General features: G+C 68.7%; 16 protein-coding genes. 5 read left to right on the top strand and 11 right to left on the bottom strand.

The features are described from left to right. The first annotated feature begins 45 nt into the window (after positions 1 to 45). Positions 46 to 996 carry a LysR family transcriptional regulator gene (locus AC2EWF_RS06640; RefSeq protein WP_483638579.1) on the top strand — a complete coding sequence of 317 codons (951 nt, stop codon included), beginning with the start codon at positions 46 to 48 and terminating at the stop codon, positions 994 to 996. 57 nt (positions 997 to 1,053) lie between these two features. Here the strand turns inward: AC2EWF_RS06640 and ppa are convergent, their stop codons facing one another. The 8 genes from ppa to AC2EWF_RS06600 form a co-directional block, all read right to left on the bottom strand. After that, positions 1,054 to 1,590: an inorganic diphosphatase gene (ppa, locus tag AC2EWF_RS06635; protein ID WP_483638578.1), complete on the bottom strand. Its 537-nt coding sequence runs from the start codon at positions 1,588 to 1,590 to the stop codon at positions 1,054 to 1,056. Between the two features lie 226 nt (positions 1,591 to 1,816). Next, entirely contained in the window at positions 1,817 to 2,647 is an 831-nt protein-coding gene (locus AC2EWF_RS06630) for a 2OG-Fe(II) oxygenase (protein ID WP_483638577.1), read from the bottom strand. Between the two features lie 300 nt (positions 2,648 to 2,947). Continuing rightward, on the bottom strand, positions 2,948 to 4,390 hold the full coding sequence (pdxR, locus tag AC2EWF_RS06625) for a MocR-like pyridoxine biosynthesis transcription factor PdxR (RefSeq protein ID WP_483638576.1): 1,443 nt from the start codon (positions 4,388 to 4,390) through the stop codon (positions 2,948 to 2,950). Positions 4,391 to 4,929: 539 nt separating this feature from the next. After that, positions 4,930 to 8,058, bottom strand: coding sequence for a TonB-dependent receptor (locus AC2EWF_RS06620; protein WP_483638575.1), 3,129 nt, complete (start codon positions 8,056 to 8,058; stop codon positions 4,930 to 4,932). A 251-nt stretch (positions 8,059 to 8,309) separates the two neighbouring features. Beyond that, positions 8,310 to 8,861, bottom strand: a complete 552-nt coding sequence (locus tag AC2EWF_RS06615) for a helix-turn-helix domain-containing protein (protein ID WP_483638574.1) — start codon at positions 8,859 to 8,861, stop codon at positions 8,310 to 8,312. Positions 8,862 to 9,434: 573 nt separating this feature from the next. After that, positions 9,435 to 11,567, bottom strand: a complete 2,133-nt coding sequence (locus AC2EWF_RS06610) for a prolyl oligopeptidase family serine peptidase (protein WP_483638573.1) — start codon at positions 11,565 to 11,567, stop codon at positions 9,435 to 9,437. A gap of 146 nt (positions 11,568 to 11,713) precedes the next feature. Next, positions 11,714 to 13,771: a sodium-translocating pyrophosphatase gene (locus AC2EWF_RS06605; RefSeq protein ID WP_483638572.1), complete on the bottom strand. Its 2,058-nt coding sequence runs from the start codon at positions 13,769 to 13,771 to the stop codon at positions 11,714 to 11,716. 152 nt (positions 13,772 to 13,923) lie between these two features. Further along, positions 13,924 to 14,289 (bottom strand): RcnB family protein, encoded by a 366-nt coding sequence (locus AC2EWF_RS06600; RefSeq protein ID WP_483638571.1) that lies wholly within the window; start codon positions 14,287 to 14,289, stop codon positions 13,924 to 13,926. Positions 14,290 to 14,478: 189 nt separating this feature from the next. On the opposite strand from AC2EWF_RS06600, the gene AC2EWF_RS06595 reads away from it, so the two are divergent. Beyond that, entirely contained in the window at positions 14,479 to 15,303 is an 825-nt protein-coding gene (locus tag AC2EWF_RS06595; RefSeq protein ID WP_483638570.1) for an isocitrate lyase/PEP mutase family protein, read from the top strand. 39 nt (positions 15,304 to 15,342) lie between these two features. On the opposite strand, the gene AC2EWF_RS06590 is transcribed toward AC2EWF_RS06595, so the two are convergent. Together AC2EWF_RS06590 and AC2EWF_RS06585 are read right to left on the bottom strand one after the other, a co-directional pair. Continuing rightward, on the bottom strand, positions 15,343 to 16,275 hold the full coding sequence (locus AC2EWF_RS06590; protein WP_483638569.1) for a 1-phosphofructokinase family hexose kinase: 933 nt from the start codon (positions 16,273 to 16,275) through the stop codon (positions 15,343 to 15,345). 26 nt (positions 16,276 to 16,301) lie between these two features. Next, a complete protein-coding gene (locus AC2EWF_RS06585; RefSeq protein WP_483638568.1) occupies positions 16,302 to 17,570 on the bottom strand; it encodes a 6-phosphofructokinase in 1,269 nt (422 codons plus the stop codon). 155 nt (positions 17,571 to 17,725) lie between these two features. On the opposite strand from AC2EWF_RS06585, the gene AC2EWF_RS06580 reads away from it, so the two are divergent. Then, positions 17,726 to 18,310 carry an adenylate kinase gene (locus AC2EWF_RS06580; RefSeq protein WP_483638567.1) on the top strand — a complete coding sequence of 195 codons (585 nt, stop codon included), beginning with the start codon at positions 17,726 to 17,728 and terminating at the stop codon, positions 18,308 to 18,310. A gap of 160 nt (positions 18,311 to 18,470) precedes the next feature. Continuing rightward, the gene (gene mpl / locus AC2EWF_RS06575; RefSeq protein ID WP_483638566.1) at positions 18,471 to 19,838 is read left to right on the top strand and encodes a UDP-N-acetylmuramate:L-alanyl-gamma-D-glutamyl-meso-diaminopimelate ligase; all 1,368 of its coding nucleotides are present in this window, start codon (positions 18,471 to 18,473) and stop codon (positions 19,836 to 19,838) included. A 32-nt stretch (positions 19,839 to 19,870) separates the two neighbouring features. Here the strand turns inward: mpl and AC2EWF_RS06570 are convergent, their stop codons facing one another. After that, on the bottom strand, positions 19,871 to 21,115 hold the full coding sequence (locus AC2EWF_RS06570; RefSeq protein WP_483638565.1) for an aminotransferase class I/II-fold pyridoxal phosphate-dependent enzyme: 1,245 nt from the start codon (positions 21,113 to 21,115) through the stop codon (positions 19,871 to 19,873). A gap of 146 nt (positions 21,116 to 21,261) precedes the next feature. On the opposite strand from AC2EWF_RS06570, the gene rsgA reads away from it, so the two are divergent. Then, positions 21,262 to 22,317 carry a ribosome small subunit-dependent GTPase A gene (rsgA, locus tag AC2EWF_RS06565; protein ID WP_483638564.1) on the top strand — a complete coding sequence of 352 codons (1,056 nt, stop codon included), beginning with the start codon at positions 21,262 to 21,264 and terminating at the stop codon, positions 22,315 to 22,317. Positions 22,318 to 22,380 lie beyond the last annotated feature (63 nt).

Below are 22,380 nucleotides of genomic sequence, written 5' to 3'. Positions count from 1 at the left end.
AAACCATCAACATGGAGATTCATTTTCAATTTTCTGTTGAAAGCCATGGATCATCTGGACGACCTCGCCCTGTTCCTGCGCGTGCTGGACCAGGGTTCGATCAGCGCCGCAGCACGCAGCCTGGACATCTCGGCGGCGGTAGCCAGCCAGCGCCTGCAGCGGCTGGAGCGCGGGCTGGGCGTGCGATTGCTGCAGCGGACCACGCGGCGCCTGCATCCCACGCCGGAAGGCCGGCTGCTGGCCGAACAGGGTCGCCCCCTGGTCGAGGACCTGGATGCGCTGACCGCCGGCCTGCGCCTGAGTGCTGGCAGCGTATCCGGTACCTTGCGCGTGACGATGTCGGCCGCGTTCGGTCGCGATTACATCTCGCCGTTGCTGCCCGAGTTCCTCGCGCGTCATCCGAAGCTGCGCCTGTTCGCGCATCTCAGCGACGAGATGGTGGACGTGGTCGGTGCGGGTTATGACCTTGCCATCCGGATCGGTGCGTTAAACGACTCCAGCCTGGTCGCGCGCAAGCTGGCCGCGAACCGGCGCGTGCTGTGCGCCTCGCCCGACTACCTGCGCCGGCACGGCCGTCCGCGCACCCCTGCCGATCTGGCGCGGCACGAATGCGTGCTGCTGTCGGGTCAGAATGTCTGGCGTTTCATCGACCGTCGTGGGCATGAGCACGCGGTGCGCGTGCAGGGGCGGTTCGAAACCACGCTGGGCGAGGCGGTGCGCGATGCGGCGCTGGCCGGGCAGGGCATTGCCGTGCACTCGCTGTGGCATGTGCACGAGGCGCTGGCCAAGGGACAACTGGAAGCGCTACTGCCGGATCACACACTGCCCGAGAGCGGTATCTGGGCGGTGACGCCGCAGCGGCGATTGATGCCGCCCCGGGTACGCGCGTTCACGGATTTCCTGGTCGAGAAGCTGGGCGATCCGCCGCCGTGGGAGCGCCGAGCGCTGCCGATTGAGGCGGCCGCGCGGCGCAGTCGGCCCGCGCGTCGTTGCTGAAGCGCGCAAAGGAAACGGCGCGTCGCCTCGCGGCAACGCGCCGTCGGTCCGACGGGTTCAGGCCTTGGAAGCCTTGTAGCGCGCGACGCCGGCGATGATCTCGGCCTTCGCCGCATCGGCGCCTTCCCAGCCTTCCACCTTCACCCACTTGCCCTTCTCCAGATCCTTGTAGTGCTCGAAGAAGTGGCCGATGCGTTCCAGCCAGTGCGGCGAAACGCCCTTGATGTCGCTGATGTGGGCGTAACCGGGGAACACCTTGGGCGAGGGGATCGCCAGCAGCTTCTCGTCGCTGCCGGCCTCGTCGGTCATCTTCAGCATGCCGACCGGCTGGCAGCGGATCACCGAGCCCACGGTCAACGGCAGCGGCAGGATCACCAGCACGTCCAGCGGATCGCCGTCGCCGCCCAGCGTGCCCGGCACGTAGCCGTAGTTGCACGGGTAGCGCATCGGCGTGGAGAGGATGCGGTCCACGAAGATCGCGCCCGAGTCCTTGTCCACCTCGTACTTGACCGGCTCGGCATCCTTGGGGATTTCGATGATGACGTTGATTTCGTCCGGCACGTTGCGGCCGGCGGGAACCAGGTGCAGACCCATGGGGATGTCCTTGCGCGATTTCGGAGGAAGAAAGCCCGCAAGGATACGCCACTGGCTGCTGCGATGCAGCAGCCGAGGCTGAACGCCGGCGAGGAATGGCCGTCCGTCCGGTATCGCCCCGCGGAACTGCACGCTGTGTGCGATGGTTCTGGCGCGGCGATCAGGGCCAACAGCCTTCATGCACAGGGCCCGCGCCATCCGCGGAGGGAGCTGCCGCGCTGCCGGTTCAGTACGGCCGCTCGCGCAGCCACTTGGTGGCGATCCACTTCTCGCCGCGCTGCACCGGCAGGCCGGCGTGCAGGGAACTGGCGTCGCCGCCCTCGTAGGCGAAATAGACGGCCGAACCGCGCAGCGCGGTGACGGTGAGGCCGACTTCGGGAAAGGTAGTGCCGCCGCCTGCCTCCGGCGTGTTGAGGTACATCACCACGCTGGCGATGCGCTGGCCGCCGCGCGCGGTGATCGTGGCGTAGCCGGGCTGGCCGGGATCGAACCAGTCGTAATGCGGCTGGTATTCCTGGCCCGGCAGGTAATGCAGGATCTGCAGGCCTTCGCCGTGGCTCACCGGAACGTCGAGCAGGTCGGCGATGCGCTGTTCCAGCCGCGCCACCGGTGGCAGCTCGCCCAGCTTGAAGAACATGCCCACGCTGGTGCGCCGATGGTCCACTTGGTGGCCACCGGTCGCGTTCACGGTGAGCGCGCGCGCCAGCCGCGGTCGGGCCAGCCCGATCAACTCCTCGCATTCTTCGTCCGTCAGCAGCCCTTCGAGTACGCGCAGTGCGGGCCGGTCCATGCTCAGCGCGACCTTGACCTCGCGGTCGCCCGCCGCGGCCAGCGGCCCTTCGGGATGCTTCGTGCGGCGTCCCGGCGGCGCGGCGGCATCCGCATGCAGTGCAGCCGGCGGCAGCTGCAGCACCTCCGCCACGATGGCGCGGCTCTGCTGCGGTTCGTAGCCATGCGCCCGCATCAGTTCCAGCACGTCCTGCGGGCCGTGGCCGGCGCGGCTGGTGGCGAGGATCCATTCGCGCAGTTCGGGGCTGATCGCGGGGCGTGTGTTCATGGCGCGGGGCGGGTCGTGGGCTCGCCCAAGCTTACTTCAGGAGGCCCGGCGCGACCGCACCGGTACGGCGTCGACTCTGCCCGTTCGATGGCGATGGTCGCCGCCAGCAGAAGCCCGGAAGCTCGGGACACAAGCATCACGTCTTGCCATGCCGGTGCGGAAATCCGCAGTGGCACAGCGCCCCTGCAGTTGCCTGGGAAGGCGTCATTGCGGAACGGCGTGGCATCCGCGACACGGCATGGGCAAGGGCCGAGGCACTCCATCGCCAACGGAACCGGTCGGCCTGGCCGGTCGAATCGCTCAGCCCGTGGCGGCCGGGACTGCGGCCAGGCACTCGCCGAACAGCTGCATCGCCTCGCGCAGCTCGGTGGTCGAGAGGTTGCAGTAACCGAGCAGCAAGCCGGGCCGGGACGGTGGCGTGAAGTAATGCGGCGCTATCGGGTGCAGGCCCAGCCCGCGGCCGTGGGCATGGGTGATCAGCGCCGCGGCGCGAACGTGGTCGTAGTCGTTCAGCCACGCCACCACGTGCATGCCGGCCGGCGAATGCACGATCTGCACGCGTTCGCCGGCGTGGCGGCGCAGGCCTTCGATCAGCGCCTCGCGCCGCGCCTTGAGCTCCTTGCGCGCGTGGCGCAGATGCCGTTCGAAGCCGCCGCTTTCCATGAAGTGCGCCAGCGCCGCCTGCTCGATGCCGGGGGATGACATGTCGCTCAGGTATTTGGCGGTGCTGAAATCGTTGCGCAGTGCCGCGGGCAGCACCATGTAGCCGAGGCGCAGCGCGCCGAACAAGGTCTTGGAGAAGGTGCCCACGTAGATCACGCGGTCGCTTTCGTCGAGCGAGCGCAGCGCGGCCAGTGGATGGCCGTCGTAGCGGAGTTCGCCGTCGTAGTCGTCCTCGACGATCCAGCAGCGCTTGCTGGCGGCGTAGCGCAACAGTTCGAGCCTTCGCGGCAGCGACATCACCGCCCCCGTGGGGAACTGGTGCGAGGGGGTCACGCTGATCAGTTTCGGCGGCGCGTCCGGCAGCTCATCGCAGACCAGGCCGTCGTCGTCGGTGCGCACCGGATGGAAGTTCGCGCCGTGCGCGTCAAGGACGTGGTGGGCTCCGAAGTAGTGCGGTTCTTCCAGTACCACGGTGTCGCCTTCGTCGAGCAGCACGCGCGCGCACAGCGCGTAGGCTTGCTGAGTGCCGGTGACGATCAGCAGGTTCTCCGGGTGCGCCTGCACGCCGCGCCGGCGCGCCAGGTAGTCGCAGATCTGCTGGCGCAGGGCCGGCAGGCCCCACGAGCCGGTCACCTTGAGCGACGAGTAGGCGGCCGCGCGCGCCAGCTCGCGGCCCCAGGCGGCATTCAGCGCGGGATTGGTCACCGGATCGCCATACAGCAGGTCGTAGCGCAGGCCGGAATGCATGCCTGCGATGCCGCGGTTCCGCAGTCCGCGGGCGCGTTCCGCGTAGCGCGAGGCGGGCGGCGGGGTCTCGCCGTCGGCGGGCTGCAGCGCCGGTGCGATCTGCAGGCGCGCCACGTAGCTGCCGGAACCGACGCGACCGTTGATGAAGCCCTCCGCACGCAGCTGCTCGTAGGCGGCGAGCACGGTGGTGCGCGACACCTCGAGCTCCTGCGCCAGCTCGCGCGTGGGCGGCAGGCGCGAGCCGGCGGTCATGCGACCATCGAGGATGGCGCCCTTCAGCGCGCGGGTCAGCTGGGCATACTGCGGCCCGTCGCCGTCCAGGTCGAGGAACATGCAAGCGCACTCTCGGATGGGGAGTCGGAGGGTGGAAGTTCGACTGCGGCAAGAGTTTGCGCACAACGGCATGGGCACATCAACACCCGTGCAACAAGCGGCACCGCAGGTTTCTGCGATCGCGGCTGGCAGGTTCGTGGATTCGTGTACGAGGCCGGAATCCCTGGGGCGCCCCCGCCATCTGAGCATCTGCCCGCTGCCGCTCTGGTGGAGCCGCGCGATACCCAGTGTCGCGCGCACGCGGTCGCTGCAGCGAGGGGCCCGGAAATCGACCGGCAGCGGCGAGCCGCGCCGACGGGCCACGGCGAGTGGTGGGCTGGGCCCATGGGTGATGTCGGCGGACCCGAGCGTCTGCTCGAGCGCGCGGCCGACGCGGCAAGGACTTCTCCGGATGTGAGGCCAGGCCACCATCCCACCAACCGCTGCGGGTTCCACGGCATCGCCACCGCGTCGAAAACGACGCCGGTGTCCGTGAGGGACACCGGCGTCAGGTCGGCATGGTGCCCGACCGATCCGGGCCAGGCGGGTGCCGCGATGGCTCAGTAGTCGTAGGTCACCGACAACCGCACGGTACGCGGCGGGTTCCAGAAGATGCCCTGCCCGTAGCTGTTGTTGATCGAGATGACGTGGGTGGCACTGTTGTAGGCGCTTTCCCCGACGGGCTGGGTCTGGATGGCCCGCTGCTGGTTCAGCGCATTGAAGACGTCCAGGTTGATGCCCAGCTTGTGGTCGGCGAACGCCGGCATGTAGTGCACGCCGAGGTTGAGCAGCTCCGTCCACGGCGTATGGCCGGTAGATCCCGGCGGGACGCGCATGCCGTGGCACCAGTGGTAATTGCCGCCGCCGCCGTTGTTGTAGTGGGTCGGGTCGCCGGTGCCCGAGGGGCCGTAGTAGCCCAGGCACTCCTTCGGGAAGCCGGACTGCATCAGCAGGACGGCGGAGACCAGCCACTCCGGCGTGATCTGGTAGGCGCCGCGGAAGCGGAACTGGTGCTTGCGGATGTTGGTCAGTTCGCCGTTCTGGCCATCCATCAACTGCCAGCTGTCCCAGTCCTCGGTCTTGGAAACGTCGGCCTGGCCGAAGTCGCTGCGCACCTGGCCCTCGGTGTTGCCGAAGCCGCGGCTGAAGGTGTAGTCCACCCGCCCGTACCACGTGCCGTCGAACGGATGTTCGAGATACAGGTCCAGCGAGCCGATCTTGCGGATCACGCCCTGCTGGTAACCCCAGTCCTTCATGCTCATCGGCACGAGCATGTTGGGATGGCTGCTGTCGCTGGAGACGACCAGCATGTTGTTGGTCAGGCCCGGGTTGATGAGGCGGCAGTACGAAGCGCCATACAGCGAGTCGTAATAGGGGCCAGCTGGGGTCGTCTTTGTCGCCCCCGCTGTCAGCGCCGGATTCACACCCATGGCCTGCATCTTGGCGTCGATCTGGCCGGGCGAGCACTCGTCATCGATTGCGGCCTTCAAATCGCGCCACATCGCCTTGGCGCCATAGACCCAGCGGTCGCCCAGCTTCTTGTCGAAGCCGACGATGAATTCGTCCACGTACTCCGGCTTCAGGTTGCGCGCGGTGACCTGCTGCGGGTCCTTCGGCAGGCCGAACTCGCCGTCGGGCGAAGTCGGGTTGCCGACCTGGGTCAGACCGGTCGGTATGCCGGTGGCCGGATCGATGCCGGTGTAGTTGTAGGTGGTGACGATGTAGGTCGAGCGGTTCGCCGCACGTTCGGCCGCATTGTCAGGCAGCGCGAGGTAGTAGCGGCCTGCGTTGCCATAGATCTTGAACGAGGAGTCGCCGAACACGTCCCAGCTCACGCCGAGGCGCGGCTCCCACTGGTTCTTCTCGTCGACGAAGGCCTTGCCGAGGTCGTTGTAGTTGATGAAGTGGTCGTTGCGCACGCCCACGTCCAGCAGCACGTTCGGCGTGACCTGCCAGGCGTCCTGCAGGTAGTACGCCTTCTGGGTCATCGTCATGCTGGTGGCCCAGCCCACCTCGCGCTTGCGCACGATGTCGCCCGGGTAGTAGCGCCAGAAGTAGTTGATCGACGGATTGAACGGGTTCTGCTGGTCCGGCCCCTGGTGGCGGGCCTTGTAGCTCATGTTGTCGATGCCGGCGGACAGGTCGTGGTCGCCCAGCCTGTAGTCGAAGTCGACGCGCAGACCATGGGTGCCGTTGGTGGCCTGCGGCGAGGTCCAGTTGATGTTGGTCTGGCTGTTGACGATGCCGTTCGAGCCGGTGCCCGGCGGCAGCAGCGCAGGGTCCTGGTTGTCCGCACGGGAAATGAACGGCAGCGGGCTGCGGTTCGCGTAGACGACCGGATCCTGGAAGCGCGCCTTGCCGTACAGGATGCTCAGCGTGGCGTTGTCGGTGATGTAGCTGGTGAAGTGGCCCATGTAGAACTGGGCGTTGTCCTTGGTGACGTCGTTGTTCGTGACGAAGGGCCCCACCTTCAGCGTGTCGGTGTTGAACGCGTAGGACGAGCCGGCGCCGATGCTCGAATTGTTCTTGAGCGCGGTCAGCTCCAGGATGTTGTTGTCGGTGATGTTCCAGTCCAGCTTGCCGTAGAACTTGTCGTCCTTGTCCCGGTTGTACTGGACGAGCTGATTGGCGGCGAATTCCACGTTGGTGGAATGCGTCCTGGTGGTCTCTGCCGCCAGGAACAGGAACAGTTTGTCCTTGATCAGCGGGCCGCCCAGATAGGCGGAGTAGATCGTCTGCCACTGTTTGTTGTCGGCGCGATACTGGTTCAGCGTGCCCGGCTTGCTGGGATTTTCCAGCTGGTAGGTGACGTTGCCGATCGGCGCGGGAACCTCCGGGTGGCCGTAGTAGTTGTTGACCGGGCTGCTCTCGAGGAAGCGCGGTTGCCAGGCCACCTGGCCGCCGAAGTGCCACTCGTCGGTGCCGCGCTTGCCGAGCTGGTTGATCACGCCGCCGTCGGAGCGGCCGTACTTGGCGCTGTAGCCGCCGGTGAGCGTCTCCTGCTGGTCGATCGCGCCATAGGGCAGCTGGAAGCCACCGAGGTTCTTGTAGGGCTCGCCGGTGTTGTAGCCGTTCACGTAGTAGGCGTTCTCGGTGACCGACGAACCGCCGAAAGATACGAGGGTGTTGTTGCCGGGGCCCATGAAGAAGCTGCTGCCCGCGACCGTGCCCGGCGCGAGCAGGGCGATGGATTCGGCGGTGCGCGCCACCGGCAGCCTGCGCAGGTCGGCGGCGGTGATGATGGTGCTGGAGCTGACACTGGAGACGTCGATCGACGGCAAGGCGTTGGCGACCACACGCACGGCGCTCAGGTTCTGGGCGTTGGCGGCCGCCGCGAATGGAACCTCGATGCCGGTGGCGACGCTGACCGCCACGTTGTCGTGCGTGGCGATCGTCTGGCCGCCGTTGCGCAGGGTCACCGTGTACGTGCCCACTGGCAGGGACTTGATGGCGTAGTGGCCGTCCGCGCCGACCGCCACTTCGCGCGTGACGCCCGAGGCGCTCTTCGCCATCACGGTTTCGCCGGCTGCCACGGGCGCTGTGCCGAAGATGCTGCCGGTCGTGGCCTGCGCGTGCACCAGGTTTGCCGCGCCGACGCCGTACAACGCGGCGGCCATCGCCAGGCTCAAGGCCGTGCAGGCCGGATTTCGGCGACGGCGCCGGTTTGCAACTTGCGTGCTGCTGTTCATGCAACTCCCCTCTCAGTGAGATGTGAAATCGGATTCGCACCGGCGAACCCTGGCCGCATGGAATGCGGATGCTTATGGCGATCTACTTCGCTTTTTGAGTGGCCGCGCCAACGGCGTCCGGAGCCGGTCGATGCCGGCATTGCGGAAGCCATGGCGCTCCCGCGCCACGTTCGAACCGATGGCCGCGCCGGTGGCTTCGCATGGCTATCCATCCGTGCTTCCGCCGTGTGCGGGCCTGGCGACGTGCCGGGTCATGCGATCAGGGCTCGGTGATTGCCACGCAGCAGGTTGCCGAGCGTGGCGTGGAAGGCGATCAGGCGCTCGGCGTGCCCCGGCTCGCCGGCGCGACCCAGCAGTTCGTAGAGCTCGACCAGCACGTCGGCGCGCTGCGACGGATCCAGCGACCCGCCGGCCAGGCCGATGTACGACTGCAGCAGCCGCAACGCGGAGGCGAGCAGGCGCGCATCGACCGCCGGCGTGCGGGTGTGCGGCGCAGTCCCGGTGGGCTCGGGCAGGGCCGGTGGAGCGGCGAGCACGGCCGGCGCGGCAGTGGCTTGGGGTTCTGCACGCATGGCTCCCTCGCCGGTGACCAGCCAGAGCAGCGAGATGCCCAGCGCCTGCGCGAGCATGACGCAACGTTCGCGTGACATGTCGCTATGGCCATCGCGCCAGTTGCGCACCGTGCCTTCGGAAACGCCGCAACTCCGCGCGATGGCGCTGGCGCTGCCTGCGGTCCGGATCAGGCACTGGATGCGTGCGGGCAGGCTCAGTGCGGTGCCTGTCGGCGCCTGTGACGGCGCCATGCGCACCTCATCCCCGAGCCCGTTGCGTGACGCGTCGGGCCTGCGGGGAGGGCGTCCGGGAAACGAGATGCGCGCGTGGGCACCGTCGCGCATGAAGTCGGCTGCGCCACCGCCTCCGGCGGCGGTGCGGGGCGAATCCATATCGGGCGTTGCGATCAGCGTTGACATGGCCTGTGCTCCGCGATGGCGGAAGGGCGGACAAGGGATTCGCCCGGGGGACTGGGGAGAACCCCCAGGCGAACCGGACGCTTGCGATAGGAATGGTTGGTGTCGCCGTCAACGATTCGTTACGAAAGCGTCCGGCGAGCAGCGTAGGTACGCGCGGCGATGCGATACACGACCAATCCGCGCGGAATCGTCAAAGCCATTCGGAGAATGTTGCGAGCCCACGGCCGGCCGCCGCGACGAATGCGCGTGGGTGGACGGAGCCAGTCGCAGGCGACTGCGCTGTTGCGGGGCTGGTGCGGGGATGCGTCCGCGCGGCGACGGGGCGTGTTGGGATGGCCCTTGTCCGGCCATGCGGCCGGGGCCTGGAATGGACGTGCTCCATTCCAGGCGATTCCGTGTCCGGGATTACTTCAGTTCATTCCACAGGAAGTCATACACCATCGCATGCATGTGCGCGGACTGCTTGTTGTCCGCGCCGGCGCCGTGGCCGCCTTCCAGGTTCTCGTAGAACCACACGTTCGGAATGCCCATGCCTTCCATCTTCGCCGCCATCTTGCGCGCCTGCGCCGGGCCCACGCGGTCGTCGCTGGTGGTGGTGTAGAACAGCACCGGCGGGTAATGCTTTTCCCTGTGCAGGTTCTGGTAGGGCGAGAAGGTCTTGATGAAGGCCCATTGCTTCGGGTCGTCGGGGTTGCCGTATTCGGCGATCCACGAGGCGCCGGCATCGAGGTGGATGTAGCGCTTCATGTCGAGCAGCGGCACCTCGCAGGCGATCGCGCCGAACAGCTGCGGGTACGTCGTCAGCATGTTGCCCATCAACAGGCCGCCGTTGCTGCCGCCCTCGGCGCCGAGGTGCTTCGCGGAGGTGATGCCGCGCTTCACCAGGTCCTCGGCCACCGCGGCGAAGTCCTGATAGGCCCTGGGCCGGTTGGCCTGCAGCGCGGCCTGGTGCCAGGCCGGGCCGTATTCGCCGCCGCCGCGGATGTTGGCGACCACGTAGACGCCGCCGCGGTCCAGCCACGCGCGGCCAACGCTGCCGCTGTAGAACGGCTGCAGCGAGACCTCGAAGCCACCGTAGCCGTACAGCAAGGTGCGGTTGCTGCCATCGAGCTTCAGGTCCTTCGGCGCGATCTCGAAATAGGGCACGCGGGTGCCGTCTTTCGAGCTGACGAAGTGCTGGGTCACGCTGAACTTCGAGGCGTCGAAGAAGGCCGGTTGATGCTTGATCGTCTCCGCCTTGCCCTGGTCCAGCACGCCGCGTTCCAGCGTGGGCGGGGTGAGGAAGCCGGTGACGGTGAGCCAGTACTCGTCGCTGTGGTCGGGGTCGGTATCGACCACGGCCACCGTGCTCATCGCCGGTGCGCCCGGCATGGCCTCGCGCTTCCAGTCGCCGGCGGTTGCGGAGCTTCCGGGGGGCGTCAGCACTTCCAGCCGGCTCTTCACGTCGTCCAGCACGTCGACGATCAGGTGATGCTGCGTCCACGCATAGCTGGACAGCGCGGTGTGCGCGTCCGGCTTGAACAGGACGGTGAACGCGCGCCGGCCGGCCATGAAGTCGTCGAACTTCGTGGCGATCAGCGCGCCGTTGGGATAGGTGGTGCCACCCATCGTCCACGGCGAGCGCAGCGTCACCAGCAGCCACTCGCGGTGCGCGTCGGCGCTGGCGTCGCTGGGAATGTCCAGCTTGACCAGCTTGCCGTCCTTGCGCAGGAAGGTTTCGCTGTGGAAGAAGTCGGTGGCCACCTGCACGAAGTCGCGCTCGAAGCCGGGCGTGCGGTCGTGGTAGGCGTTTACCGACATGTCGGTGGGCTTGCCCTCGTATACCGTGGTGGCGGCCGACAGCGGGGTGCCGCGCGTCCATTCCTTGGCGATGCGCGGGTAGCTGGACTGGGTCATCGAGCCAGGGCCGAAATCGGTGCCCACGTAGATGTGGTCCTGGTCGATCCAGCTCACCTGGGTCTTCGCGACCGGCAGCTCGAAGCCGCCCTTCACGAAGGACTTCGAGGGGATATCGAACTCGCGCACCACGACCGCGTCGCCGCCGTCGGGCGACAGCGAGAGCAGGCAGCGCGTGTAGGCAGGCTTCAGGCAATCCGCGCCCTTGAACACCCAGCGCTTGCCCTCGGTCTTGTTCAGCGCGTCCACGTCCAGCACGGTTTCCCACTTCGGATCGGCCTTGCGGTACTCGGCCAGCGTGGTGCGGCGCCACAGGCCGCGCGGATGCGCCTTGTCCTGCCAGAAGTTGTAGAGGTATTCGCCCATGCGGCTCACGTAGGGGATGCGGGCGTCGGAATCGAGTACCTCGAGGATCTGGTTGCGGGTGCGGTCGAACCCGGCCGAGCTGGCGAAGGCCTTCTCGGTGATCGCGTTCTGTTGCTTTACCCAGTCCATCGCGCGGGCGCCGTGGGTGGCTTCCAGCCACAGGTAGGGATCGTCGCCGGCGACGGGCGGGCGGGTGGTGTTGGCGCGGGCGGTGTTCATGCCGCCCAGTGTGATGCCCAGCGCGAGCGCCAGCCAGAGGGAGGTCTTGGAAGCCATGCGTGGAGTCCTTGGTCGTGTGGCCGGATAGGCGGCGAAAACGCGAGTGTGCCGAGGCGGCGGCGTTGCCGCCTGTGACTGAAGTCAGGTTCGCCTGAAACGCGACAGGCCCCGCATGCGGGGCCTGTCGTCGGGACGGATGTCGCTCAATGCAGCAGCGGGATGATCAGCAGCGCCACGATGTTGATGATCTTGATCAGCGGGTTCACCGCGGGACCGGCGGTGTCCTTGTAGGGATCGCCCACGGTGTCGCCGGTGACGGCGGCCTTGTGCGCTTCCGAGCCCTTGCCGCCGTGGTGGCCGTCCTCGATGTACTTCTTGGCGTTGTCCCAGGCGCCGCCGCCGGTGGTCATGGAGATCGCCACGAACAGGCCGGTGACGATGGTGCCGATCAGCACGCCGCCCAGCGCCTTCGGCCCCAGCAGCAGGCCCACCACGATCGGCACGACCACCGGCAGCAACGAGGGCACGATCATCTCGCGGATCGCCGACCTGGTGAGCATGTCCACCGCCTTGTCGTACTGCGGCTTGCCGGTGCCCTGCATGATGCCGGCGATGTCGCGGAACTGGCGGCGCACTTCCTCCACCACCGCGCCCGCGGCGCGGCCCACCGCCTCCATCGCCATCGCACCGAACAGGTAGGGGATCAGGCCGCCGATCAGCAGGCCGATGATCACCATGTGGTCGGACAGGTCGAAGGTCAGCGCCTGCGCCACGCCGCCGCTGGCGGCCGCCTTGAGCTGGGCGGACACGTCGAGGTTGTGCGTGTAGTCGGCGAACAGCACGAGTGCGGCAAGCGCGGCCGAGCCGATCGCGTAGCCCTTGGTCACCGCCTTGGTGGTATTGCCCACCGCATCCAGCGGGTCGGTGACGCCGCGCACCTCGGGCGGCAGGTCGGCCATCTCGGCGATGCCGCCGGCGTTGTCGGTGATCGGCCCGTAGGCATCCAGCGCCACGATCATGCCGGCCATCGACAGCATCGCGGTCGCCGCGATCGCGATGCCGTACAGGCCGCCCAGCGCATACGCGCCCCAGATCGCCACGCAAATCGCCACCACCGGCAGGCCGGTGGCCTTCATCGAGATGCCCAGGCCCGCGATGATATTGGTGCCGTGGCCGGTGGTGGAGGCCTGCGCGATGTGCTGCACCGGCTTGTAGTCGGTGCCGGTGTAATACTCGGTGATCCACACGATGGCGCCGGTGAGCGCCAGGCCGATCAGCGAGCAGAACCACAGGTTCAGCGCGCCGCCGTCGAAGCTCGCCATCATCTGCATCGTGATCGGATAGAACGCGATCGCGGCCAGCACGCCCGAGACGATCACGCCCTTGTACAACGCGCCCATGATCGAGCCGCCCGCGCCCACCCGCACGAACAGCGTGCCGATGATCGAGGCGATGATCGATACCGCACCCAGCAGCAGCGGGTACAGCACCGCGTCGCTGCCGGCGTTGCTCAGGGTGAGGCCGCCGAGCAGCATGGTGGCGATCACCGTCACCGCGTAGGTCTCGAACAGGTCGGCGGCCATGCCTGCGCAGTCGCCCACGTTGTCGCCCACGTTGTCGGCGATCACCGCGGGGTTGCGCGGATCGTCCTCAGGGATGCCGGCCTCGACCTTGCCCACCAGGTCGGCGCCCACGTCGGCGCCCTTGGTGAAGATGCCGCCACCGAGGCGCGCGAAGATCGAGATCAGCGAGCTGCCGAACGCCAGGCCCACCAGCGCGTGCAGCGCATGCTCGCTGGTGATGCCGCTGCGGTTGAGGATCAGCCAGTAGCCGGCCACGCCTAGCAGCGCCAGGCCCACCACCAGCATGCCGGTGATCGCGCCGCCGCGGAACGCCACGTTCATTGCCGGGCCCAGGCCCTGTCGCGCAGCCTCGGCGGTGCGCACGTTCGCGCGCACCGAGACGTTCATGCCGATGTAGCCGGCGGCGCCGGACAGTGCCGCGCCGATCAAAAAGCCCACCGCGGTGGGCCAGGAGAGGAAGAAGCCGATCAGCAGGAACAGCACCGCCCCGACCAGGGCGATCGTGCCGTACTGGCGATTGAGGTAGGCACGTGCACCCTCCTGCACCGCCGCGGCGATTTCCTGCATCCGTGCATTGCCCGGCGACTGCGCCAGAACCCAGCGTGCCGACAATGCGCCATACAAAATGGCCACCACTGCACACGCGAGCACGATCCACCAGCCAAACTGCTGCAGCATCGGAGCCTCCCCATGAGTTGTGGGCCGTCCGGAGCGGACGGTTCGAGGGAGTATAGGCAGAGCCCGCCGCACATCCCGTTGTGCGGCGCAACGTCCCGCAAAGACGGGAAGGCCGCGCGTTGCAGCGCGGCCTTGGTCGATTTGCTGCGGATTCAGCGGGTGGCGATGTGGAGGATGACGCCAGTGGCGAGCGCGACCAGCAGGTAATCGTTGTTCCGCACGCGCACCCAGCCGTAACCGCGCGGCGGCGGGTGCAGCCGGTAGCGGCCGTAGTCGTGCACCACATGGATCGGGCCACCGTAGCGATGGCCGCGGTCCCAGCGGCGGTAGTGGTCGTGGTGGCGGACGACGATGCGGTGGCCGTTGCCATGGTGGCCGTGGCCGTGGCTTCGGCGTTCCTGCCAGCCTTGGCGGTCGTATCCGCGATCATCGCCGCGGCCGTGGTTGTGGCCGGCCAGCGCCGTGCCGATGCCGGCAAGCAGGGGCAGCGCAAGCATCACGCTGTACAAGGTCTTCATCGCGGATCCTCCGGTCGCGCCGTCTTGCGGCTCGGGGTGAATCGTATGAAATTGCGCATGAACGAAAGATATGTCGATGCCATTGCCGCCTCGGGGCGGCAGTCCTCCACGCGTGCATGCCCGTGCCCATGCTTGCAGCGGTGATGTGATCGGCATCGATGGTCGCGTGTGGCGTAGTAGGCTGCGGGCATGAACTCCGCCGACATCGCGGCGCGACGCGCCGTCTTCCGCAAGCTGCATGAAAGCGGCTGCTTCATGCTTCCCAATCCCTGGGATGCCGGTTCCGCCCGGGCCCTGCAGCAGCTCGGTTTCAAGGCGCTGGCGACCACCAGCTCGGGCTTCGCATGGTCGCGCGCGCATTGCGACAACGCGGTGGACCTGGACACGGTGCTGGCGCATTGCCGCGCGATGGTGGCGGCCACCGACCTGCCGGTGAACGCCGACTTCGAGGACGGTCACGCCCGCGACCTCAGGGAGCTGGCAGACAACGTGCGCCGCTGCGTAGACACCGGCGTGGCCGGACTGTCGATCGAGGATTCCACCAGAGATGCGGCGCAGCCGCTGTACCCGCTGGACGAGGCGGTCGCGCGCATGCGAGCCGCACGCGCGGCGATCGATGCATCGGGCGAGGACGTGATGCTGATCGGTCGCGCCGAGTGCTTTCTGGTCGGCCATCCCGATCCCATGCAGGAATCGCTGAGGCGCCTCAAGGCTTATGCCGAGGCCGGCGCGGACTGCCTGTACGCGCCGGGCCTGCGCACCAGCGAACAGATCGAGGCGGTGGTGCGCGCCGTCGCGCCGAAGCCGGTCAACGTGCTGGTGGGCTACGCCGCTGCCTTCACGCAGGCCGATCTCGCGAAACTCGGCGTGCGCCGGATCAGCGTGGGCGGCGCACTTGCGGGAGCCGCCTGGGGTGGCTTCCTGCGCGCCGCGCGTGGCTTGGCCGAGGGGCGCTTCGACGGTTTTGCCGGCAACGCCACCCACGCGGAAGTCGACGCACTGTTCCGGGCTTGATGCGCCCGCGCGAGGGCTGTTGCGCTGGAGGGCGCGGTGTCACCCGGCGCCAGCCGATGCCCGGTACAGGCGCTCCACATCCTCCGCGCGGCACAGCTGGGTGCCGGCGGCAAGCAGTGCCGCGGCGCCTGCCGCGACACCGAAGCGCACGGCATCGCCCAGGCCGAGCCCGCGGACCAGCCCCACGAGTACACCGGCCAGCATCGAGTCGCCCGCCCCGACAGCGGTCTTGGATGCCACCTGCAAGGCAGGCAGGCGTTCGATCCCTTGCCTGCTCGCCAGCAGCGCGCCGCGCGCGCCGAGGGACACGATGGCGATCTCGCAGCGACCCTGTTCGATCAGGCCGCGCGCCGCCTGTTCCTCCTCGCGTTCGCCCTGGATCGGGTGGCCGAGCAGGCCTTCCAGCTCGCCCAGGCTGGGCTTGAGCAGATGGACGCCGGTGCCGGCATGCCGCAGCGCCGGTCCGGAGGTGTCCAGGACCAGGCGCTTGCCGAGTCGCTTCGCCATTTCCCCCACGCGCGCGTAGAAATTCTCGGCAACGCCGCGGGGCAGGCTGCCGCTGGCGACGACGTAGTCGGCATCGGTCGCGGCGGCTTCCAGTGCATCCAGGCATTGCTGCTGGTCGCGGCTGCCGATCTCCGGGCCGGGGAGGATGAAGCGGTATTGCTGGCCGCTGGCGCGCTCGGCGACATTGAGACTCTCGCGCGTGAATCCGTCGATCGGGATGGCCGAGTAGCCGACGCCTTCCTGTTGCAGCAGATGGCCGATCAGCTCGCCCGCGGCGCCGCCCGCCGGAAACACCGCAAACGCGTCGACGCCCAGCGCATGCGCCACCCGGGCGACGTTGATGCCGCCGCCGCCCGGGTCGTAGCGCGGCGCATCGCAGCGCAGCTTGCGCTCCGGCGCGATCCGCTCGATCGACGTCGCGATGTCCAGCGCCGGGTTCATGGTCAGCGTGACGATCCTCGCCATGGCGGCCTCCGCGGATCGTGGTCCGGTCAGTGTTCGAAGGTCGGCAGCTTCTTCGCCACGCGGGTGTTCTTCAGGCGCCCATACATCGGCAAGCCGTCGCGCCCGTGTGGCGGATGCGCTTCGCCCTGGATCAGCGGCGCGAGATAGCGCCGCGCGGCGGCCGTGATGCCGAAGCCATCACGGGTGACGAAGCCGCTGGGCATCTTCTTCTCGCGGTTGGCGATACGGTGCAGCGCCGCCGGTTCGACCTTCCAGCGATAGGGGGCGTCGCTGCTGCGCACGATCACCGGCATCACCGCGTTCATGCCGGCCAGCGCGTAGTCCACCGCGGCCTGGCCCACGGCGTAGGCCTGTTCGGCGTCGGTCTTGGACGCCAGGTGGCGTGCGGAGCGCTGCAGGTAGTCGGGCAGCGCCCAGTGGTATTTGTAGCCCAGCTTCTCCTTCACCAGCGCCGCCAGCACCGGTGCCACGCCGCCCAGCTGCGAGTGGCCGAACGCGTCGCGCGTGCCCGCTTCGGCCAGGAACCGGCCTTCGGCGTTGCGCAGGCCCTCGGAGGCCACCACGGTGCACCAGCCCACGCGCTCGACCGTGGCCTTCACCTTGGCCAGGAAGGCCTGTTCGTCGAAGACGCGCTCGGGAAACAGGATGAGGTGCGGTGGCGCGTCTGCGCCTTCACCGGCCAGGCCCGCGGCGGCGGCGATCCAGCCCGCGTGGCGGCCCATCACTTCGAGGATGAACACCTTGGTGGAGGTGTCGGCCATCGAGGCCACGTCCAGGCTGGCCTCCAGCGTCGACACTGCGGTGTACTTCGCCACCGAACCGAAGCCGGGGCAGCAGTCGGTGACGGCGAGGTCGTTGTCCACCGTCTTGGGCACGCCGATGCAGCGGATGTCGTAATCCATCGCCTTGCCCAGCTGCGAGATCTTCAGCGCGGTGTCGGCCGAGTCGTTGCCGCCGTTGTAGAGGAACCAGCGGATGTCGTGCGCGCGGAACACCTCGATCAGGCGTTCGTATTCGGCGCGGTTCGCTTCCAGCGACTTCAGCTTGTAGCGGCAGCTGCCGAACGCGCCGCCCGGGGTGTGGCGCAATGCCGCAATCGCGGCCTTCGCTTCCTTCGTGGTATCGATCAGTTCCTCGCGCAGCGCGCCGAGGATGCCGTTGCGCGCGGCGTAGACTGGCACGCCTTTCGCGCGCGCCGCTTCGATCACGCCGGCCGCGGTGGCGTTGATCACGGCGGTGACGCCGCCGGACTGGGCGTAGAGCAGGCGGCCGGAGGTGGCTTGGCGGTTCGGCATGGGTATCTCCGTCGGTGGGGGTCCAGTATCGCGCCTATGCGACGCATGTCGGTACGTCGGCAGCGTTTTCCGTTTGACGGCGGACGCCCGCAAACGCTACCGTGAAGCCCATTTCCCAGGGAATCGGCGGCCATCCGCCGCCATTGCGGAGCAATATGCGACTCGTGCTACTCGGTGCGCCCGGTTCGGGCAAGGGCACCCAGGCCACCCGGCTGAAGAACGACCTGGGCGTGCCGCACATCTCCACTGGCGACATGTTGCGCGCAGCCGTGGCCGCGGGTACCCCCACCGGGCTCAAGGCCAAGGCGGTGATGGACGCCGGCAAGCTCGTATCCGACGACATCCTGCTGGCCATGCTGGAAGAGCGCCTGGCCCAGCCAGACGCGAAAAACGGCTTCATCCTCGACGGCTACCCGCGCAATCTCGCCCAGGCCGACGCGCTCGAACACCTGCTGGCGCGCATCGGCCAGCCGCTGGACGCGGTGGTCAAGCTGGAAGTGCCGAACGAGGTCATCATCGGCCGCTGCGAGATCCGCTACGCCGCCGAGCACCGCAAGGACGACGACCCGGCCGTGGTGCGCGACCGCCTGAAGGTCTACGCCGAGCAGACCGCGCCGGTGGCGGATTTCTACGCCAAGCGCGGCAAGCTGCAGGTGGTGGACGGCGTGGGCGAGCTGGACGAAGTCACCGCGCGGGTGAAGCGCGCGCTCAAGGCCGAGACGGCTGCCGCGAACGGCTGAGCCACGCTCTCCCTCTCACCTGCAGGGTGATGGGCCGGCGGAGTGAATACGTCCGTATCCGCGTAGCCCTGCTCCCTCGCAAGTCCCGTACCCTCACCCCCAGCCCCTCTCCCGGCGGGAGAGGGGCGCAAGCATCGGCGAGAGGGACGGATTCCACGACATGCGTCTGCACATCCTCGGCATCTGCGGCACCTTCATGGGCGGCGTCGCCGCGCTGGCGCGGGAACTGGGGCATGAGGTCGAAGGTTCCGACGCCAATGTCTACCCGCCGATGAGCACGCAGCTCGAGGCGCTGGGCATCGGGCTGATGAGCGGCTACGCCGCCGAACACCTCCGGCCCGCGCCCGACCTGGTGGTGGTCGGCAACGCGATGACCCGCGGCAACCCGGCCGTGGAATACATGCTCGACGAACAGCTGCGCTACGTCTCCGGCCCGCAATGGCTGGGCGAGACGGTGCTGGCCGGGCGCGAAGTGCTGGCGGTGGCCGGCACCCACGGCAAGACCACCACCACCAGCCTGCTGGCGCACCTGCTGGATCAGGCCGCCAAAGAGCGGGCCGACATGGCGCCTGGTTTCCTGGTCGGCGGCGTGCCGGGCAACTTCGGGGTGTCGGCGCGGCTGGGTGGGGGCAGGCCGTTCGTGATCGAGGCGGACGAATACGACACCGCGTTCTTCGACAAGCGTTCGAAGTTCGTGCATTACCGCCCGCGCATCGCGATCCTCAACAACCTCGAATACGACCACGCGGACATCTTCCCCGACGTGGCGGCGATCCAGCGCCAGTTCCACCATCTGGTGCGCACCGTGCCAAGCAACGGCCGGCTGATCGTCAACGCCCACGACGAGCGCCTCGCGGAGGTGCTGGCGATGGGCTGCTGGACGCCGGTGGAAAGCTTTGGCATCGGCCGCGGCGACTGGCAGGCCGTGCTGATCGAGGCCGACGGCAGCGCGTTCAAGGTGATGCGCCAGGGCGAGCTGCTGGGCGAGATCCACTGGCCGCTGCTCGGCAACCACAGCGTGATGAACGCGCTGGCGGCGCTCGCCGCAGCCACGGCGGCCGGCGCCGACCCGCGCGCGCTGCTGTCCGCCTTCGCCAGCTTCGAAAGCGTGAAACGCCGGATGGAGCTGGTCGGCGAGGCCGATGGCGTGCGCGTCTACGACGACTTCGCCCACCACCCCACCGCGATCGCCACTACGCTGGCCGGCCTGCGCGCGAAGGTGGGCAAGGCACGCATCCTGGTGGCACTCGAGCCGCGCTCGAACTCGATGCGCCTCGGTGCGCATGCCGAGGCGCTGGCGCCTTCGCTCGCCGATGCCGACGCGGTAGTGTTCCTGCATCGCCCCGAGCTGCCGTGGGATGCGCAGCGCGTCACCGACGCGCTGCGGGGACGCGGCAGCACGGCGCCCGGCGTCGATGCGCTGCTCGCGGCGTTACGTGCGCAGACCCGACCGGGCGACCACGTGGTGTTCATGTCAAACGGCGGCTTCGAGGGCGCGCCGCGGCGCTTCGTCGAGTTGCTTGCCTGATCCCACGCCCCGAACGGGGAGAGGCGTCGATGTCAGGCGGCAGCCGTGGCACGGTGCGGCTGTTCGGCCGCCATGCGCGCCAGCACCCGTTCCATGCGCAGGAACACCTCGCGCAGCTGCGCCGGCTGCGGCAGCAGGGTGAGGCGCAGGTGGCGGCTGGACGGCACGTTGAAGCTGGTGCCGGGCACCACCAGGACGTGTTCCTCCTCGAGCAGGCGCAGCGCGAAGGCCTCGTCGTCGAATACGGGCAGGCGATCGGCGCGCACCTGGGGAAAGGCATACAGCGCGCCGGCGGGTGCGACCACGGTCAGCCATTCGCTGGCGGCCACGCCGTCGAGCACGGCCTGGCGCGCCTCGTGCAGGCGGCCGCCCGGCGCAGTGAGCGCGGTGATGGTGGGGGCGTCTTCAAGCGCGGGGATCACCGCCCACTGCGCGGTGACGTTCGCGCACAGGCGCAGCGCGGCCAGCAGCTGCAGCGCGTCGCGGTAGTCGGCGCTGCGCGCGGGATCGCCGGAGAGCGACAGCCAGCCCACCCGGTAGCCGCAGGCGCGGTGCACCTTGCTGAGCCCGCCGAGGCTGACGCAGGGCAGCGCGCCGGCGATTTCCGCCAGCGGCTGGAACAGCGTGCCGTCGTAGAGGATCTCGTCATAGATCTCGTCGGCCAGCAGCAGCAGGCCGTGCCGCGCGGCCACCGCCACGATGCGCTCCAGCAGCGCGCGCGGATAGACCGCGCCGGTGGGGTTGTTCGGGTTGATCAGCACCAGCGCGCGGGTGCGCGGCGTCACCAGCGCCTCGATCTCGTCCGGGTCGGGCAGGTGGCCGTTCTCCGCGAGGCAGCGGTAGTAGCGCGGGCGACCGCCGTTGAGGATGGTGGCGGCGCTCCACAGTGGGTAGTCGGGGCTGGGCAGCAGCACCTCGTCGCCCGGCTGCAGCAGGGCGCGCAGGCTGAGGTCGATCAGCTCGCTGACGCCGTTGCCGATGAAGATGCGCTCCACCTCCACGCCACGCGCGCCGCGGGCGCGCTGTTGCGCGGCGATCGCCTCGCGGGCCGTTTCCAGGCCTTGCTCGTGGCCGTAGGCCTCGCTCTCGATGAGGTGGCTCGCAATCGCCTCACGCAGGTGCGACGGCGTCTGGAAGCCATAGCGCCCGGGATTGCCGATGTTGAGCTTGATGATGTCGCGGCCGGCCGCTTCCAGTTCGCGGGCGCGCCGGGTGAGTGCGCCACGGATCTCGTAACGCACGTCCGCCAGATGCGTGCTGGGTCTGATCGAAGCCAACGCCGGAATCCTCAGGGCCGGCCGGAGCGCCGGTTTGCGCCGATGCTAACAGCATGGTGCGATGCAGCGCGAGTCGCCCGGCTGGCTTTGTACGGGCATTTCCGGGGCAAGGCATAATCGCCTTCACCTGCGGAATTTCCTGACTCATGAGCGACGCCGAAATGATAGAGCGGCTGCGGCGGATCGGCTGGCGCGGCGAAGCCCGGCCGGCGGCCGGCCGGGAGCTGGCGCGGGTGGTGGCGCAGCACCGCACCGGCTACGAGCTACACGACGGCGAACGCAGCTTCGGCGCGCAACCGGCCGGGCAGTTCCTGAAGCGCGGCATCGATCCGGCGGAGCGCCCCGCGGTGGGCGATTTCGTCGAGATCGAGCCCGGCCAGCCGCCGCACATCGTCACGGTGCTGCCGCGGCGCAGCGTGCTGTCGCGTGCCGCGGCGGGCGAACGCTACGCGCGCCAGCTGATCGCCACCAACATCGACTACGTGCTGGTGCTCACCGGGCTGGACGGCGACTACAACCCGGCGCGCATCGAGCGCTACCTCTCGCTGATCGAGGATTCCGGCGCGCGGGCCGTGGTGCTGCTGAGCAAGCCCGACCTGCACGAAGACGTCGGTGCGCGCGTCGACGAACTGCGCGCGCGGCTGGCGCCCGGCACGGCCGTCCACGCGATCAATGGCAAGGACGCCGCCAGCGCGGCGCAGCTCGCGCCCTACCTGCAGCCCGGCGACAGCGCGGTGCTGGTGGGTTCCTCCGGCGCAGGCAAGTCCACACTCACCAACACCTTGCTGGGCATCGACAGGATGGCCACCAGTGCGGTGCGCCACCACGACAGCCGGGGCCGCCACACCACCACGCACCGCGCGCTGCTGCAGCTGCCCACCGGCGGCTGCCTGATCGACACCCCCGGCATGCGCGAGCTGAAGCTCACCGGCGAGGAAAACCTCGACCTGTTCGCCGACATCGAGGAACTGGCCGAGGCCTGCCGCTTCGCCGACTGCGGCCACGGCAGCGAGCCGGGCTGCGCGGTGCAGGCCGCACTGGACAGCGGCGAGCTGTCGCCCGAGCGCTGGCGCAACTACCTCAAGCTGCGCGACGAGCGCGAGGAGCAGGCCGCCACGCTGGAGGCGAAACTGCGCCGCCAGCGCGGCGGCCGGCCGATCGAGCGGCCGCACGCGCCACGCGGGCGGCGGGAACGGGAGTGAGGAAGGTCGGACACATGATGGACAACCCGGCAGGGAGTATCTGACATGCGGCGACTTTCCTCA

The sequence above is a fragment of the Rhodanobacter sp. sgz306013 genome (assembly GCF_057031145.1).
This window is presented reverse-complemented; position numbering and strand designations above follow the sequence as displayed.